The 16,086-nt window shown below is 71.9% G+C and carries 10 protein-coding genes and 2 pseudogenes; 11 read left to right on the top strand and 1 reads right to left on the bottom strand.

Annotated features, from left to right (window positions below):
* Positions 1 to 129: 129 nt before the first annotated feature.
* The 7 genes and pseudogenes from ACZ6AQ_RS11050 to ACZ6AQ_RS11020 all read left to right on the top strand — a co-directional run.
* A pseudogene (locus ACZ6AQ_RS11050) lies at positions 130 to 462 on the top strand (transposase family protein); the annotation flags it as partial.
* Between the two features lie 19 nt (positions 463 to 481).
* Positions 482 to 760: pseudogene (locus tag ACZ6AQ_RS11045) on the top strand (transposase); the annotation flags it as partial.
* A gap of 625 nt (positions 761 to 1,385) precedes the next feature.
* Entirely contained in the window at positions 1,386 to 2,006 is a 621-nt protein-coding gene (locus tag ACZ6AQ_RS11040) for a hypothetical protein (RefSeq protein ID WP_468759193.1), read from the top strand.
* A gap of 153 nt (positions 2,007 to 2,159) precedes the next feature.
* Positions 2,160 to 3,581 (top strand): glutamate-cysteine ligase family protein, encoded by a 1,422-nt coding sequence (locus tag ACZ6AQ_RS11035; protein ID WP_468759191.1) that lies wholly within the window; start codon positions 2,160 to 2,162, stop codon positions 3,579 to 3,581.
* Positions 3,578 to 5,317, top strand: coding sequence for a flavin monoamine oxidase family protein (locus ACZ6AQ_RS11030; protein ID WP_468759189.1), 1,740 nt, complete (start codon positions 3,578 to 3,580; stop codon positions 5,315 to 5,317). The genes ACZ6AQ_RS11035 and ACZ6AQ_RS11030 overlap by 4 nt, the downstream gene beginning before the upstream one ends.
* An 85-nt stretch (positions 5,318 to 5,402) precedes the next feature.
* The gene (locus ACZ6AQ_RS11025) at positions 5,403 to 7,346 is read left to right on the top strand and encodes a metal-dependent hydrolase family protein (RefSeq protein WP_468759187.1); all 1,944 of its coding nucleotides are present in this window, start codon (positions 5,403 to 5,405) and stop codon (positions 7,344 to 7,346) included.
* Positions 7,347 to 7,385: 39 nt separating this feature from the next.
* Positions 7,386 to 8,498: a threonine aldolase family protein gene (locus ACZ6AQ_RS11020; protein ID WP_468759185.1), complete on the top strand. Its 1,113-nt coding sequence runs from the start codon at positions 7,386 to 7,388 to the stop codon at positions 8,496 to 8,498.
* An 81-nt stretch (positions 8,499 to 8,579) separates the two neighbouring features.
* On the opposite strand, the gene ACZ6AQ_RS11015 is transcribed toward ACZ6AQ_RS11020, so the two are convergent.
* Entirely contained in the window at positions 8,580 to 11,714 is a 3,135-nt protein-coding gene (locus ACZ6AQ_RS11015) for an amino acid adenylation domain-containing protein (RefSeq protein WP_468759183.1), read from the bottom strand.
* A gap of 567 nt (positions 11,715 to 12,281) precedes the next feature.
* Here ACZ6AQ_RS11015 and ACZ6AQ_RS11010 point away from each other — a divergent pair.
* From ACZ6AQ_RS11010 to ACZ6AQ_RS10995, 4 genes are read left to right on the top strand one after another with little or no spacing between them, the layout of a single operon-like run.
* On the top strand, positions 12,282 to 12,944 hold the full coding sequence (locus tag ACZ6AQ_RS11010; protein ID WP_468759181.1) for a hypothetical protein: 663 nt from the start codon (positions 12,282 to 12,284) through the stop codon (positions 12,942 to 12,944).
* Between the two features lie 35 nt (positions 12,945 to 12,979).
* Positions 12,980 to 14,221, top strand: a complete 1,242-nt coding sequence (locus ACZ6AQ_RS11005; RefSeq protein WP_468759179.1) for an FAD-dependent oxidoreductase — start codon at positions 12,980 to 12,982, stop codon at positions 14,219 to 14,221.
* Positions 14,222 to 14,231: 10 nt separating this feature from the next.
* Positions 14,232 to 15,032, top strand: a complete 801-nt coding sequence (locus ACZ6AQ_RS11000) for a HisA/HisF-related TIM barrel protein (RefSeq protein ID WP_468759177.1) — start codon at positions 14,232 to 14,234, stop codon at positions 15,030 to 15,032.
* 10 nt (positions 15,033 to 15,042) lie between these two features.
* On the top strand, positions 15,043 to 16,047 hold the full coding sequence (locus ACZ6AQ_RS10995) for a zinc-dependent alcohol dehydrogenase family protein (RefSeq protein WP_468759175.1): 1,005 nt from the start codon (positions 15,043 to 15,045) through the stop codon (positions 16,045 to 16,047).
* The last annotated feature ends 39 nt before the right edge of the window (positions 16,048 to 16,086 follow it).

Genomic DNA, 16,086 nt, shown 5'->3' with positions numbered 1-16,086 from the left:
GAGCTGCCCCGGCTGTTGTCCCTTCCCCTTGTGGGCCGGCTTCACGGCCAGGCCCTCCCGGCCGGTGCCGTAGGGAGGAACATCCCAGCCGTCCTCCTTCCGGTGGTGCTCGCGGAGCAGGTACCAGCGGTCGATGTCGCGCCGCCCGGCCGCCCCCACGACCTGACCGCCGCCCGCACCCACCGCACCATCCGGATCTGCGAACGCCAGGGCGTCCCCGTCCGCGCCGACCGCGCCCGCATCGGCGCGAGCTCCTGGGTGACCACACCGATCAGGCGGCTCCCGAACCGGGACCTCACCACGACCCGGCGAACGATCAACCGGGCCCTGCCGGCGGCCCGAGCGCCGGTCGAACGAAGCATCGCAAGGCTGAAGACCTGGCGAATCCTCCGCCGGGCCCGCCGCAGCCCCCACCGCATGACAGCCATCGCCGCAGCCGTCCTCGCCCTGGAGCGTCAACGCCGAAAACGCCCAGCGAGCGGGCGTGTTCACCCGGCTCAACGGTCTGCTGCGGGAGGAGGGCCGGGGCGGCAAGCCGTCGGCCTGTGCGATCGACGCGCAGGACGCCAAGGCATTCACCGGTTGTCCGGCCTCCAGTCAGGGCGCCGAGACCGGGAAGAAGAGCGTCGGCGGGAAGCGGAGCATCGTCGCCGACACGCTCGGACTCCTTCTCGCGGTCGTGGTCACCGCGGTGAGCGTGCAGGACTCTGTTGCCGGCATCGCTCCGCTCGATCGGATCGCCATCGACCACCCCGGTGTCCCTGGGTATCTCGCCCCGGCCCGTCCTCGCGAATCGGGCGTCACGCAACTTCGTCGAAGTCTTTGAGCGGGGCGAGATCGTCACCCCCCATGGCTGGTTGCACGTGGAGAGCGGGGAACCCGGCGCCCTGGAATTGTCCTGAAAGCGACGGCGCTCGGAGCATGAGCGAAGTTCCTCGTACGTCATTCGTTGCAAATCGGCCCCTGCGGGCACCGGAGGGGAGGAAGTGGTTCGGTGCGGTACGGGAGTTTCCCGTGTGAAATCTGTGCAGAATGGAATTCGGGCACCTGTAGATTTTTTCTCCTCTTTGTTCTGTGGAGGTGCGGGCGGGGAGTGGAGAGTTTATGCAGCTCAGGCGTCTTGCCTCACTGTTTCGGCACGGGGTTCGAGCGATCGAGCGAGAAGGAGATCGGCGGCGGAGCAATCCGATCCGCTTGCCATGCTCGCCTTCGAGGGCAATTCTTGTTCGTGCGAGCAGAGCACTCCGAGAGCTACGTCGAGAATGTGGCCCTTGCCGGCCGTATCCACCTGCGGATTTCGGCGTTCCGTTCCTGCCGCCGACCGCGATCTTTCCTCCGAGGGGGTCTTCCTCTTGCCTGCCACCGAGTTCATCGACCGTGTGGGAATGAACATTCCCGATCACCTCGGCGCCAATGAGTTCCTGTCACTGGCTCGGGAGGGGATGATCGAGAAAGAACATCTGCGGAGTTTCGCGCTGGCGGAGTTTCAGTCACAGGAAGCGGAGTTCACCGCCTACGGCCTGCTGACCTCCCGTTTCCCGCACGAGGTCCCCGGCGGGTTCTTCTCCTTCGTCACGGGCGAGCTGATGAAGGCGCGCCGGCGCATGGTGACCGGGCTCGCGCCCGCGCTGGGCATGTCGGTCGACCGGATGCGCCGGGAGCCCCGGCGGGAGGCGGTACGGCGGTTCACCGAGTTCATCTCGTGGGTCGCCCTGCACGCCGGAGCGGGAGAAGCGGCCCTCCTGGCCCGTACCGACTTCACGCTGTGGTGCAACTCCTGCGCGGTCCTCGCCGACGTCCTCGCCGAGACGGAACAGGTGCCGGAAGCCATGGTGGCGTACGTCGATGCCTACCGGGACAACCCGCCGGAGGTGGCGGACGGCGTCCTGGAGGTCATCGAGTACGGCAGGGAACATCACGAACCCGACGAATGGATCACCCGCAGCGCGGTACGGATGGAGCCGGCGCTGCGGGACTGGTGGCGAGCGGTCGCCGCGCTCGACTGAGCACCGCCGTACCACGACCGGACCGGAAGAGGACACAAGGCCGTACAGGGGAGTGACATGGGCCGCGAAGTCGGTCGGGTGACGTTCACGGAGCAGGACCACGCACGGTTCCGGTCCCGCCTGACGGAGTGCGTTTCCTCGCTGGGGAAAGTGGTGACGGACCCCGGTTTCGGGGCGGCTCCGCCCACGCTGGGGGCCGAACTCGAATTCTCGCTCATCGGGCCGGACGGCCGTCCGGCCCCGGTGAACGCGGCCGTCCGCGAAGCCGCCCGGGACGACTCGCTCACCCTGGAAGTGGCCCGTTTCAACCTCGAGGCGAACCTGACGCCGGTTCCCGCGCGAGGGCGCCCCTTCACCGCCCTGGCCGCACAGGCGGCGCGGACGTTGGCGGGAACCACCGCCGCGACGCCGCGGCACCGCGGGGTCGGACCGATCCCGATCGGAACCCTGCCCACCCTGACACCGGCCGACCTGACCGCGCGCGCACTGACGGACCTCCCGCGCTACCACGCGCTGGAGCGGGCCTGGAGCCGCCGCCGCTCCGTGCCCTTCGATCTGCCCGTGGGAGAACGGGGCCTGCTCAGGGCGGAGTCCGTGGCGGTTCAGGGCGCGGCCTGCTCCTGGCAGGTGCACCTGACGGTCGCCCCGGACCTCTTCCACCGCGCTTTCAACGCCGCCCAGCTCGCCACCGGACCGGTCCTGGCGGCCGCGGGGAACTCCCCCTTCCCGCTGGGCCGGCCCGGATGGCAGGAGGCCCGCATCCCGGTGTACGAACACGGCTTCGGCGACCGCGGCTCCCCCGGTGCCGGCACCCGGCACCCCCGGGTCGGATTCGGTCCCGGATGGATGCGGGGCGGTCCTCTCGCGGCGTTCGAGGAGGCCGTACGCCATTACGACGTCCTGCTGCCGGAGGTCTCTCCCGCCGACGGCCACGACGCGCCCGGCGACTGGCCGGCGCTGGAGGAACTCCGCCTGCACCTGAGCACGGTGTGGTGGTGGAACCGGCCGGTGTACGACCCGCTCGGCCACCTGCGAATCGAGTTCCGGGCGCTCCCGTCCGGACCGACGCCGCTGGACATGGCCGCGAACGCCGCCTTCCTGGTCGGACTCACGCTCTTCCTGACGGCCGGCGGGCGCGACGTGGCCCAGGAACTCCCGTTCGCCCTCGCCAGGACCAATTTCTACCGCGCCGCGCGCGACGGCCTGGGCGCCTCCCTGTGGTGGCCCTCGCCCGGAACGGCGCCGCGCGAGTACGGGGCCGGGACCCTGGTCGAGGAGCTGCTGCCGCGGGCCCGGGAGGGCCTGGCACTCCTCTCGGTGGACGCCGGCGAGGCCGACGCCATGCTGGACCTGCTGCACCACCGGGTGGTGACGGGCCGTACGGGCGCGTGGTGGCAACAGCGGACGCGCGAAGCACTGCGGCGGCGCGGAGCGGCGGACGCCCGGAGCCCCGCACGCGAACGGGACTCCGCCGAACTGGCGGAACTGACGGTCCGCTACGCACGGCTCGCCGCGGGAGCCGCGCCGGTGCACACCTGGAAACCACCCGCCCCTCCCCTCCGGAGCCACCGATGAGCCCGAGCACGCCCCCGCCCGCCACCGATCTCCAGGTCGACTTCCCCTTCGACTACACCGCGCACGTCGGCGGCGGCCGGCGCATGGGACGACTGCCCGAGGAGACTCGCGGGGCGCGCGTCGCCGTCGTCGGAGCCGGTGGCAGCGGGCTGGCCTCCGCCTACGAACTGCTGCGGGCCGGCTGCCACCCCGTCCTGTACGAGGCCGAGCGGAGTGCGGACGGGCCGGGTGGCCGGCGTCTGGGGGGACGCATGTACAGCCGGCGCCTCCGGGAGGAGGACAGCGCCGTCGTGGAGCTGGGCTGCATGCGCTTCCCCGACTCCGCCTCCCTGCTGCGCCAGTACGCCCGGACGTTCGGCGTCCGCCTGGAGCCGTTCCGCGACAACTACGCCGCCCCCGTCACTCCGCTGACCGTGCTGGACGTGGACGGCGTTCAGTACGCCGCCCGGGAGATCCAGGACCTGTACGACCGGCACGACGGCTTCCGCGAGGCGCACACGCGCTGGCAGCGCGCCCTCGCCCGGGTCGGTCTCCCCCAGATCCGGCGGGACCTGGCCGCGCGCGACCTCGCCGCGGCGCACCGCCGCTGGAACCAGGTGCTCGGCCGGTTCGAACCCTGGTCCTTCTACCGCTTCCTGCGCGAGCCCGGCGGCGCCGGCCTGAGCCACGACCAGGCACGGCTCCTGGGAACCGCGGGAGTGGGGCCCGCCGTGTGGGACTCCTTCTTCGAGATCAGCGTGATCGAGATCCTCCGGCTGCTGCTGTGCACCGAGGGGAGCGACACCCTCTACGCGCCCGACGGCATCAGCCGGCTCGCCGAAGGATTCTGGACCTGCCCCGTCGCCGACCCCCGCGGACGGACGCGCAGCCTGGAAGCGGTCAACGAAGGGGCACCGAGGCCCGCCGTACGCCTCCTGGAGGTCGAACCGGACGCGGCGCGCGGTGTGGTGGTGCACGACGCGGACGGGCACGAGGAGCGGTTCGCGGCCGTGGTGTTCACCCCGCAACTGCGCCTGCTGGAGACCGGGGTCGAGGTGCGTTCCACCGTCCCCGGCGTTCCCGTGTTCGGCCCCCGGCTGTGGAGGGCCGTCCGCCGCCTCTCCTACTGGCAGTCCGCCAAGACCGCCCTGGTGGTCGAGCGGCCGTTCTGGGAGGCGACGACCATGGACGGGGTCACCCTCACCGACCGGCTGCCACGGGCCGCCTACACCATGGACTACGGCCCCGCGCGCGGCCCCGGGGGCCGCCGGGGCGTGCTCGACCTCAGCTTCAGCTGGGCCCAGGACGCGGTGAAGGTCGCCCCTTCCGACCTGGAGGAGAGGGTCGACCTCTTCGTCCGCGACCTCGCGGCCATCCACCCCGGCATGGCGGACGAACTGCGCGCCCAGGCCCGTGCGGGAGAGGCGGTGACGGTGTCGTGGGAGAACGAGAAGAACTTCCGCGGCCTGTGCCGCTGGTCCTGCCCGGGCGACTACCCCTACCAGCGGGACCTCTTCGCCCACTTCCTCAAGGACTTCACCGGGACACCGGCCGTACCGGGCGAACCACCGAACGCCCTCTACCTGGCCGGTGACGACACCTCCTGGTCGCCGGGCTGGCTCGATCACGCCCTCGCCTCGGGCCTCAACGCCGCCTGGGGGGTCCTGCGCCTGCTCGGTGCCCGCCCCGAACCCGGCAATCCGGGGCCGGGTGACGTCTGGGGCGATCCCCGTTACACGCCGCTTCTCGCTCCCTGAAGCGCTCCGACGGCACCGCCCGGCCCACACCGCCCGCAGGCCCCCCCGCACCCGTCCCGCCGTGTCCACCGCTCCGGAGGTATTCGTGCGCACACCCCCCGACCGGGAGATCCTGCTGCGTCCCGACCGCGTGTGGGACGCGGTCGCGGATGCCCCCGTCGAAGGACTCTCCGTCCTCGTGAGGGACGGCCGTGTCGCGGCCGTCGCCCACGACCTCGTTCCGGGACCGGAGGCGGACGTCCTCGACATGCCCGGCTGCACGCTGCTGCCCGGATTCATCGACTGCCACGTCCACCTGCTCGACGAAGGCGCGGAGACCGGACCCGCCGCGTACCAGACCCTCACCGCCGTACCCGTCCTGCGCACGCTGCTGCACAACGGTTTCACCACCGTCCGGGACCTCGGCAGCGCCCACCTGCCCCTCAACGTGTCGCTGCGCGACGCGGTCGAGGACGGCCTGATCGAGGGACCGCGCATCCTCGCGGCCCCCAACATCCTGTCCCCGCCCGGCGGTCACGGCGACAAGAAGCCCGACCTCGCCCAGCGCTACGGGCACCGGATCGGAACCCTGGCCCAGGGCGTCGAGGGACTGCGCCGCGCGGTGCGCGAGCAGTCCCGCGCGGGAGCCGACTGGATCAAGTTCGCCGGCGGCGGCGGATTCTCCTCACCGGTGGACAGCCCCACCAGCACCTCCTACTCGCGCGTCGAGGTGGAGACCATCGTCGCCACCGCCGACGACCTCGGCCTGCCCTGCGCGGCACACGTCTTCACCGACCGCGCCGTCCTGCGGGCCGTCGCCGCGGGGGTGCGCAGCGTGGAACACGGATGCTTCGCCACTCCGCCCGCCTACCGGGCGATGGAGGAGGCGGGCACGTTCCTGGTGCCCACCCACTACGTCCAGACCTACTTCCTCGACCGGATCGACGACGACGCCTTCTGGGACGACTCCACCGCCCTCGTCCGCGAGAGCTACCGGAAACACGCCGAGGCGCTGCGCGAAGGGCTCCTGCGGCCCGCCCGGACGGACGTGAAGACGGCGTTCGGGACCGACGCCGGGATGTTCCCGCACGCCGAGAACTGGCGCGAGTTCCCCACTCTGATGGACCACGGCTACACCGCCCTGCGCGCCCTGCGGGCGGCCACGAGCGTCGCGGCCGATCTCCTCGGCCGGCCCGACCTGGGCACCCTCACCCCCGGGGCCGTCGCCGACCTCGTCGCCCTCGAAGGCGATCCGTTCCGGGACATCACCGCCGTCGGCCGCGTGCGGCACGTGATCCAGCGGGGGCGCCCGGTCGTCCGGGAACCGGCCACGATCACGCCGGGCGCGCGTCCCGCCCCGGCCCTTCCCTCCCCCTCCGCACCGACGAAGGAGAACCCCGTGGAACCCGAACAGCTCGTCGAAGCGACGAAACCGGACGTCGAACGGTTCGTCAGCGGCAACCGGCTCGTCGAACTGGCGCGGTCCGGTCAGATCCGTCCCGAGCACTTCAGGAGGATCCTGCTGGCCGAGTACCAGTGCCAGGAGGCCGAACTGTCCACCTACGCCCTCCTGGTGGCCCGGCACCGCCACGAGATACCGGCCACCATGTTCTCGTTCGTCCAGCACACCATCGCCACCGCGCGCGGCCTGCTGCGCGAGGCGGCTCCGTCCGTCGGCGTCTCCGGCCCCGACATCCCGCCGGTGCCGGTCGACCAGGGACTCTTCCGCGTGGTGCGCGACCTGACCTGGATGGGCACCCAGGCCGGTCCCGCCGAAGCCGCCCTCTACCTCCACACGGACCTCTCGACCTGGTGCACGCTCTTCTCCCGCATCGTCGACGCCTCCCGGGAGCTGCCGGACGCCCCGCGCCCCGTCCTCACCTACATGGAGTCCTGGGGCGACCGGCCACCTCCGGAGGTCGCCGAAGGAACTCTGGAGGTCCTCGAGTACGGTCTGGCCCGGGGGGAGGAGCCCGCGCGCATCCTCCACACCGCCCGGCAGCTCGGGGCGCTCGTCGACCCGTACTGGGACTACGTCGACGGCGGTTGAAGGGGGGACGCGTCCGCCGGGAGCACCCCACCGGCCCGCGTGCCGCCCCCCGCACGGCGCTCGTCGCCCTCCACCAGCGCGGTCCTCCGCCACGACCCCGAGCGGCGCGGCTTCACGAGCGACAACTGCTCGGGCGCCCACCCGGAGGTCTTCTCCGCACTGCTCCTCGCGAACGGGGGGCACCAGGGGGCCTACGGGCAGGACGGCTACACCGCCCGCCTGAAGGACACCTTCCGCCGCCATTTCGGACCCGCCGCCGAGGTCTTCCCGGTCTTCAACGGCACCGGAGCGAACGTCGTCGCGCTGCAGGCCGTCACGGACCGGTGGGGCGCGGTCGTCTGCGCCGAGCGGGCCCACGTGAACCAGGAGGAGGGAGGGGGGCCGGAACACGTCGCGGGACTGAAACTGCTCGGGGTCCCCTCCGCGGACGGGAAGATCGGGCCCCGGGCGGTGGAAGCCGTGCTGGAGGCTTCGGTGGACGAGCACAGCGCCCGGCCGCAGGTTCTTTCCCTGACCCAGGCCACGGAACGGGGAACCTGCTACACCCCGGAGGAGGTCCGCGATCTCGCCGCGCGCGCCCACGCGCACGGTCTCGCCGTGCACATGGACGGGGCACGCCTCGCGAACGCGGCCGCGTCCCTGGGCGTCCCCCTGTCGGCCTGCACGGCGGACGCGGGGGTGGACGTCCTGTCCTTCGGCGGCACCAAGAACGGTCTCCTCTTCGGCGAGTGCGTGGTGGTCCTCGACCCGTCCCGTGTCTCGGGCACGGCCCGCCTGCGCAAGCGCACCACGCAGCTCGCCTCCAAGATGCGCTTCCTCTCCGTCCAGTTCGAGGCGCTTCTCGGCGGAGACCTGTGGCACCGCAACGCGGCTCGCGCGAACGCCATGGCGGAACGCCTGGGCTCCCTCCTCGCGGGGGTGGAAGGGGTGGCGGTCGTCCGGCCGGTCGAGGCCAACTCCGTGTTCGTCGTCCTCCCCGGAACCGTCCTGGCCGCGCTTTCCGGACGGTACGACCTGCGCCCCGACGAGAAGAACCGGAACGAAGTGCGCCTGATGTGTTCGTTCGACACCACGGAAGAGGACGTCCGGGACTTCGCCGCGGCGGTGGCGCGGGCGGTCGACGCGCGTGAGAAGGGTTCCCGCCGGCCGTAGGGCCGGAGAGCGGGTGCCGGGCGGGGAGTCCGCCCGGCACCCGGCGCGGGAGGCGTCCCCCGGGCCGGCGGGGACCGGGCGTCATCCGGCCGGCTCCCTCCCGTCGCCCTCGTCCGGTGTCGTGGGGGCGGGAAGGAGACCGGCCCCGCTCAGGAACCGGAGGTTGGTGTCGATCAGCCGCGCGTCGACGGGCGGGCAGACGATACCGCTTCCGGAGAGCGCGTCCTCGGTGTTGTCCCGGCCGAAACGCGGGAACGTGCCGGCGAAGTACATCTCCGCGACCGAGACGGTGGAGCAGCGGGCCGGTTCGGTGAACATCGGAACGTACGGGGCCAGGGGGTGTTCGGGATCGCGGGCCGTCAGCTCGGCCATGTGCCGGGTCCAGGTGGCGTAGGACTGTTCCCGGACGCCGTAACCCATGGCACGCAGGCGTTCCACCAGCAGGTGCAGCAGCGCGGGACGGGGATTGGCGAGGTGGTGGACGCGGCCCTCGCAGGGCTGGTGGGTGAGGATGTGGACGACGGCGGCCGCGGTGTAGTCCACCGGGACGAAGTCCAGGAGCAGGGGAACGTCCGGGGCCGTTCCGGTTTCCGCCACGGTGCGGAAGAGCGCGCACATCATGGTGTCGGTGTTCCACGTGCCGCTGTCCGTGGCGCCCGTGATCTCGTGGGGCCGGTGGATGGTGACCGGAAGTCCGCGCCGCGCCGCCAGGGAGACGAGGCGCTCGGCGACCCACTTGGTCTCGGCGTAACCCTGGGAGAGCAGTTCCGGATGGGACGGAGGGGTGTCCTCGTCCACCCGCCGTACGCCGGCGAGTCCGGAACCGGCGATGACGCTCATGCTGGAGACGTGGTGCACGGCCTTGAGCCGTCGTTCCGTCGCCAGGGCCAGGACGGTCCGGGTCCCCCCGACGTTCGCGGCGGACAGGGCCTCGTAGGGGTAGGCGAAGTTGACTTGGGCGCCATTGTGGAGGACGACCTCCACCTCCTGGGCGAGGTCGTCCCAGGCTCCGTCGTCCAGCCCGAAACGCGGCAGGCCCAGATCACCGGGAACCACCGCGACGCGGTCCGCCCAGCGGTCGGGGTCGAGGCCGTAGTGCCGCAGTCGGCCCCGCAGGCGGGCAAGGGCCTCGGCGCCGTCACGCGCGCGCACGAGACAGTGGACGCGCCGGACGCCGGACGCGGCGAGGCGGTCGAGGAGGTGGACCCCGAGGAAGCCGGTCGCTCCCGTCAGCAGCACGGAACGCGGGACCTTCTCCTCGTGGCGTTCCGTCGGGACCCCACCGGCGGCGGGCGCGTCGAACCGCAGGGCCGGGTCCGGAACGGCCTCGGCGGCGAAGTCGACCGGGGCGTCATGGGCGGCGTCGCCGGACGCGTGACGCAGCCCGGACGCTCGCTCCGTGAACGCTGCCAGAGTGGGGTTGTCGAGGAGGACCCGGACGAGGGTCCGGGTGAAGGCCGACCGGATGCCGAGGCGTTCACGGACGACCGCGGCGACCCGGGTCGCCTGGAGCGAGGTACCGCCCAGAGCGAGGAAGTCGTCCCGGCGCCCGACGCCGTCGACGCGGAGGAAGCGGCGCCAGACCTCGGCGACAACCTCCTCGTCCTCTCCCCGGGGGCCTTCGGCGGTTCCCACCGGTTCCCGGGCCGCGTCGTCCGTGAGTTCCCGCAGCCGGCCCCGGTCGACCTTGCCGCTGCTGTTGAGGGGCAGTTCGGGTACGGGGACGACGCGCGCGGGCCGCATGTGCGGCGGCAACCGCTCGCGCAGGTACTCGTCGAGTTCCCCGGGCAGGCCGTCGTCCTGTTCCGGTGCGGGCACGACGGCGGCGGCCAGGCGCTGCGAGGCGCCCTCCCCCAGGACGCCGACGGCGGACTCGTTGACCTGCGGGTGGTCGGTGAGGGTGGTCTCGACCTCGTCGAGTTCGACCCGGAAGCCGCGGATCTTGACCTGCCTGTCCCGGCGCCCGTGGAACTCGATGACCCCGTCCGTCCGCCATTCGGCAAGGTCTCCCGTGCGGTACAGGCGCCGTCCCGGGCCGGGACGGAACCGGTCGGGGACGAAGGCCGCCGCCGTTCTGGCGCGGTCGCCGAGGTACCCGAGTGCCACGCCGTCGCCACCGACCCACAGTTCGCCGATCTCCCCGGGACCGGCCGGGGTGCCGTCGTCCCGTACGACATAGGCGGTGGAGGCGGCCACCGGCCGGCCTATGGGGACGCCGCGGGCTTCCGGCGGGAGCGAGTCGATGACGTGCGTGGTGGAGAACACGGAGTTCTCGGTGGGGCCGTAGCCGTTCAGGAAGAGGGCGGGGGGCCCGTGCTCCAGTACGGCCCTCACCGCGGAAGGGTTGAGGACGTCCCCGCCCGCGATCAGGCACCGGAGTCCCGCGAACATCCCGGGACGCTGTTCGGCGTGCAGGTGGAAGAGCCCGGCGCTGAGCCACATCACGGTGATCCCGCGGTCGCCGAGCAGCCGTTCGAGGGCAGCCGGGTCGAGGAGGGTCTCGGGGTCGGGCAGGACCAGGGCGGCGCCGTTCAGCAGGGGGGCGAACAGTTCGAAGCAGGAGACGTCGAAGGTCGGGTTGGTGGTGGCGAGGAGACGGTCGGCCGGTGTCAGCCGGAGGACCTCGGTTCCGCGCACCAGCCGGACAGGACCCCGATGCGCGCAGACGACGCCTTTGGGCGCGCCGGTGGAGCCGGAGGTGTAGATGACGTAGGCCGCGTCGTCGGCGTGCCGGCGCGCCGTCCGGTCTCCGGCCGGGCCCGGCCCTTCCCGTGACGTGAGTTCGGTGACGGTCATCCGGTCGAATTCTCCGGCCGGTTCCGTGCCGGCGGTGACGACCGCGCGGACGCCCGCGTCGCGCAGGATCGAGGAGATGCGGTCGGCGGGGTGCGAGGGGTCCAGCGGCAGGTAGACCGCGCCGGCCTCGAGGACGGCGAGCACGGCCGCGACGGCTTCCGGGGAGCGGGGCAGGAGGAGCGCGACGCGGTCCCCGTCCTCCACTCCGCGTGCCCGCAGGCGTGCCGCGCCGCGCCGCACGCGATCCAGCAGTTCGCCGTAGTTCCAGGCTCCCCCCTCCCACAGCACCGCGGGAGCGCGGGGACGGAGCCGGGCCTGTTCCTCGAACAGTTCGGGAATCAGCGCGTCCCGGGGGTAATCGGTGGTGGTGTCGTTCCACCGCCGGACGGAGTCCGGCAGGTGGACGGGGGGCTGGACCATACGGCGCCTCGATGACTGGGGGTGGAAGGGCGGTCGCCGGCGGACGTGTCCGACCCGGGACGGAGCGCAACGGAAATGCGCGGTCCCCCGGGTGCCGGATTCATGCACGGCGATTTCGTTGGGGCCTACCCGGGCATCGCCATCCGATTCACCCCGCCGGAACAATTTCCAAATCCTTTCGCCTCTCCCGGCGCATGGAAAACATGCGCAACAGTGGTTCACCCGCGATCCGTCCAGCGGGTTTCCGGAAGGGTTTCACCCGCCTTATCGGGACGGTTGAACCGCTGGGGCGGGCGAGGGGATCGATCTCTCTCTCCAAAAGATCCAGAAATCGTTACGACGAGGTAATAGAATCTTGATGACCCCCTTGCCCATGCCTGTGGTTCGTGTAGTAATGGAGACGAACCCGGCGGGTCGTGGCGGGGACCGGCGGAGATCGCCAAATCTTTATCCGACCATTATTTCGGCCGTGTCGTGCCCTGTATCTCCATGCGCTCCCACGAGCCTTGCGGAAAGCCTGCGGTCGACCCGGAGAAAATGCGAGACGAGCAAAAAGGACGAGGTTACATGCCCGACATCATTCCTTCGGACGCCAGGGAGCTCGCGCGACGCCTCGAGGAGCGGCGCGAGCACGCCCCGGTGGGCAACGCGCTCCTCGACAGGCTCGACGGCGACCGGGCGCCGGAGCTTTTCCGGCGCCTGGTCGGCACCGAGGCCCAGTGCCACCGAGCCGAGATGATCGCCTACGGAACCATGCTGGCACGCTTCCCGCGCCGCCCGGCCGCCGATCTGTTCATCCGCCTCTCCCGGCTGGTCCACGACGCCCAGCCGAAACTGCGGAAGTGTGCCGACGCCCTCGGCCTGCCCGACCCCTTCGGGAGGTTCTGGCCCCCGGACCGTGAGACGTACGCGTTCAACGGAACGCTCAGCTGGGTGGCGAACCAGGGGAGCCAGGCGTCTTTCGCGCTTTCCTCGTACACCGACATGGTGGTGTATTTTTCTGGCTGCGCCTCCCTCGTGCAGCGGGTACGCGAGCTGAAGATCGACGCCCCTGCGGAATTCATCGAATACTACGAGGGCGGGGCATCGGACGAGCTGACCGAGCTGGCGCTCGACGTGGTCCAGGACGGCTTGGACCGGGGCGACGACCCGCAGGAAGCACTGTTTCAGGCCCGGCTTCTCGAGGAGTCGATAGGCGACTTCTGGAAGTCCGCCGCAAACAGTTCCTGAGCCGCCCCACCCCACCCCGAAGCCAAGGAAAAGAAATGCGTGTCGCAATCGCCGGCGCGGGCATGGCAGGACTGGCCGCCGCATGGCTTCTGGAGGAGACGCACGATGTCCTCCTCCTGGAGGAGCGGACAACTCCGGGAGGAAATCTCCGCACGTTCTTCCCGTCCGACCCGGTGCACCTGCCCGAAGCCGTGGAGTTGGGGGTGCGGGCGACCCCCGCGGGCCCGGACTCCCTGGTCGCGCGGCTCTCCGGGGCGCTCGGCCTGGACCGCGGGCAGTGGCTTCCCCTTCCTTCCGGACACCTCCTCCTGAGCGACCGCGGGGAGGCGGACGGCTCCCGCCGCACCGCTTCCCCGGTCGCCCCGGTGCGCCGCGAGGAGGCGGTGCGGGCGGCGGCCCTCCTGGCGGAGCAGGCGCACCTCTGGAAGAGCGGACGACTCGACTGGGAGGTGCCGCTGCGGGAGATGGTCGAGGACTTCGACCTGCCCGAGCGGGTGAAGGAGGTGGCGGTGTACTCCCTGCCGGCCGCGACCTTCGGCTGCACCCTGGAGGAGGCCGGCCTCCTGTCGGCCCGTGCCGTGGGGGAGCTGTGGGCCGAGGACCCCGCCGCGCCGGCCCCGGTGAGCTGCCGGCTGCGCGGCGGCATGCAGTCGCTCGCCCGGCACCTGGTCTCGCGGTCGCCCCGCGTCGAACTGGCGATCGGCACCGCCCTGCGGACGGTCCACCGGCGCGGAGGGAAACCGGAGCTGACCGACACGAACGGGCGCCGGTACCGGGTGGACGCCCTCGTCCTCGCCGTGCCCGCCGACGAGGCCGCACGCATCCTGTCCCCGCACTTCGCCCCCCTGCGGGCGCGACTGGCGTCCTACGCCTACCGTCCCCTCCTCTACCAGGTGCACCGGGACCCCTGCCACATGCCCGGGGACCGCCGCACCTGGGCCCCCTCGACCGTCACCGTCCACGGCCCCTGGGCGGAGACCACGGACTGGTACCCCACGAGGAACGGCGACCTGTTCGTCAGCCAGGTGACCCACAGGAAGCCCCGCCCCCGCACGCCCCTGGCCTCGGCGGGCTTCCGGACGGTGCAACCGACCCCCGGCATGCTGAGAGGGCAGAGGGAACTCCTGCGCTTCCAGGGGGACGGCGGCGTCTTCCTCGCCGGTCACGTCACCGCACCCGTGAACACCCTCGAGAACGCCCTCGGCAGCGCCGTCGCGGTCGCCCGCCGGTTGGCCCCCCGGAGCCGGCGACTCGCCCGGCTCCTCGACGACACGTGAAAGGTCTCCCATGTCCCGGCCCGTCTTCCACGACCAGCACTCCCACATAGGCGATCTGGTCATCCCCTGCATCGACGTCTCCCGTGGCCGCGCCACGGAACCGAGCGGCATTCCTCACCTGACCGACCCCAGCGACGTCCTGGCCATCGCCGAGGCATACGCCTCCGGCAGCGCGCAGAAGCTCTTCCTCGACGTGTTCGACACCTGGGACGCCGTCGACTACCTCCCCGGTCTGCTGCGCGACCTCAGCACGACCGGGATGAGTCTGCTGGTGTCCGTGGGGCACGGTGACATCCCGTCCACGGTGCACGCCGGCGGAATCCTGGAGGCCGGGGCCGACGTCATTTCCGTCAGCACCGCCCTGATCGAGAAGCCGGACACCGTGACGCAGGTCGCCGAGGCGTACGGTGCCCACCGCCTCATGGGCGTGGTCAACTGCCGGTCCGCCGGACCCGGGCAGTGGCGGGTGTACGTCCACGACGGCGAGCAGGGCACCGGACGCGACGCCGCGGACGTCGCCCGGCAGCTCGCCGAACTCGGCGTGGCCGCCATCCTCGCCAACAACATCGACCGGGAGGGCACAGGAGCCGGATTCGACCTGGAGCTCGTCCGGACCGTCGCCACCGCCTCGGGCCTCCCCGTCATAGCGTCGGGCGGCTGCGGCAGTCTCGACCACCTCCAGGAGGCCCTCGGCGCGGGGGACTCCACCTACGTCCTGGTCAACGCCATGGTCCACCGGGGCACCCACAGCGTCCGGGAGATCCGCGACCACCTCCTCGCCCACTCCTCCTTCCGCACCGGTCTCGACTAGGAGCCCGGCCGTGCGACAGATCGTCTTCACCCGGTACGGCGATCCCGCCGACGTGCTGGTCCTCGTCCACCGCCCGGTCCCGGAACCCGGCCCCCACCAGGTGCGCGTGCGCATGCGCGCCCGGCCCGTCAACCCCTCTGACCTCCTCCTGGTGGAGGGCCGTTACGGGAGGCCCGCCTCCTTCACGCCGGGACTCCACCCCGACGGCGTCCATACGGCGGCCCCCGTCGGGTTCGAGGGAGTCGGCGTGATCGACCGGGCCGGACCGGACGCGTGTCACCCCGTGGGCACGCGCGTGGCCGTCTCGGCTCCGGGCACCTGGGCCGAGTACGTCGTCGCGGACCACCGGGACGTCCACCCCGTGCCCCCGGACCTGAGCGACGGCGCGGCCTGCCGGCTGACCGTCAACCCCGTCACCGCCAACCTCCTGCTCGAAAGCCTGGCGGTGGAACCGGGAGATCTCGTCCTGTTCACCGCGGCCGCCTCCTCGGTCGCACGGATGATGATCCGTCTCGCCCACCTGGGAGGCGTGCGCTGCGTGGCCCTGGTGCGCGACCGGCGTCACCGCCGGTCCCTCATGGAGACCGGCGCTTTCGCCGTCCTGCGCGAGGACGAACCCGCCCTGGAACGACAGCTCTCGGAGATCGCCGCCCCCCGGGGCATCCGTGCCGTGGTGGACGCCGTCGGCGGCCCGGTCGCCGACCTGTCGCTCCGGGTCCTGCGTCCGCACGGCCGGTTCGTCAGTTACGGCCTCCTGTCCGGCCTGCCCGTCACCGTCCGCCCGGAGGACCTCCTGTTCCGCGGCATCACCATGACGGGCTTCTGGCTTCCCGAACGCCTGTCACGGCTCACCCCCGGAGAGGTCGGCGACGTGATGGCGCGGGCCGCCGCCCAACTGGCCGACGGCACGATCGAGGTCCCCGAGGCCGAGACGTTCGACCTCTCGGACGTCCGGGCCGCCGTGCGCCACAGCCGGGAGGCGGGACGCCTCTCCGGAGCGGTCCTGGTCGGCTGAGGCCCGGCCGGACGCCCGGCCGGGGGGACGGGACGTCGT

The sequence above is a fragment of the Streptomyces sp. NPDC041191 genome (assembly GCF_055591945.1).
Note: the sequence above shows the minus strand (reverse complement) of the source record. Positions and strands in the feature narration are given on the sequence as shown.